Raw genomic sequence first — 1,359 nt, 5'->3', positions numbered from 1 at the left:
CGAGCGACACGCCGGGTGAACGCCCGTCGTTGGCGACCCCGCACGCGATGTGGTCGGCCTGCGCGGCCGGGATCGCGGGTACCCCGCGGATGCGGATCGGGGTCGTGAGCTCGCGTGGCCGGTTGGAGTACCGCAGCCGCGACGAGCGTCCCCTGACCCTCGCGCTGCCTAAGGCACCGGCCGCGGTGCGGGTGTACGGGCCGGACGGGTGCTGCGCGACGCTGTGCCTGGACCTGGACGCCTCCCGCGGCGGCGCGCCCGCGGTCGAGGCCGACGCCGCCCGCCTGATCGCCTGGCTGACCGCGCGCGGGGCGCGCGTGGTGACCGACCGCTCCCCCAGCGGCGGGGTGCACATCTACGTCCCGCTGCGCGAGCGCGTGCCGTACGAGACCGCCCGGGAGGTCGTCGAGGCCCTGGCCGCCTCGCACCCGACGCTGGACGCCGGCCCGCACCGGTCGCTGAAGACCGGGTGCATCCGCCCCCCCGGGTCGGCGCACAAGTCCGGCGGCCACCAGACGCTCACGATGTCGCTGACGGCCGCCTACGACGCGCTGCGCCGCCCGAACGGGCCCGAGGTCCTCGAGGCGATCCGCACCGACCTGGCCGCGGAGATCGCCGCCTGGCACGCCACCCTCCCCACCACCGACCCGGACGCGCCCGGCGTCGCCGCGGCGCGCCCGGACGTCGAGGAGGTGCCCACGGGGGCGCGGCGGGCGATCGGGTCCCGGGTGCGGCACATCGCCGAGACCGGGCAGTGGCAGGGCCACGGGTACGCCTCCGCGTCCGAGGCCCGCCAGGGCGTCGTCACCGCGGCCGTGGCCGCCCGCTGGGAGCTCGTCGACGTCGCCGCCCGGGTCGCCGACGGGCGCTGGCCGGGCCTGGCGGCCCTGTACGCCAAGTACGCCCCCACCCGCCGGCACACCTCCCTCGCCGGCGACTGGGCCAAGGCCCGCACCTTCCTCCACTCGCAGCGAACCGCAGGTGAGGGCGGGCAGAGGCCTGCCGGTAGATCACACACAAGCCACTCAGAATCACTAGCGGGGGGCTCCCCCCTCGGTGAGACGCCGGACGATCACGACCACATCCGCACCTGGCGCACCCTGCTCCGCGCGTTCGAGCTGCACCGCCTGCCCGGACGCAGGAACCACCTCGCCCGGTTCATCCTGCGCGCGCTCGGGGAAGCTGCCCACAAGACCGGCAGCCGCTACGTCGCCTTCGGTACCCGGTCCCTGGCCGTGGCGACCGGCACCGAGTACTCCTCCGTCGCCGCCGTATTGCGCCGGCTGGCCGACGAGCCCGGCGGGTGGATCGACCTGATCGAACCCGCCCGCGGCGAACGGGCCGACCTGTACGCCCTGA

At 76.1% G+C, this 1,359-nt stretch carries 1 protein-coding gene; it reads left to right on the top strand.

From position 1 onward, the window contains the following. Positions 1 to 122 precede the first annotated feature (122 nt). Positions 123 to 1,359 (top strand): bifunctional DNA primase/polymerase (locus tag AB6N24_RS23075; protein ID WP_412871692.1); only part of this gene is annotated, 1,237 nt, incomplete at its 3' end.

The organism is Cellulomonas jepli, assembly GCF_047229345.1.
Lineage (GTDB): Bacteria > Actinomycetota > Actinomycetes > Actinomycetales > Cellulomonadaceae > Cellulomonas_A.
Note: the sequence above shows the minus strand (reverse complement) of the source record. Positions and strands in the feature narration are given on the sequence as shown.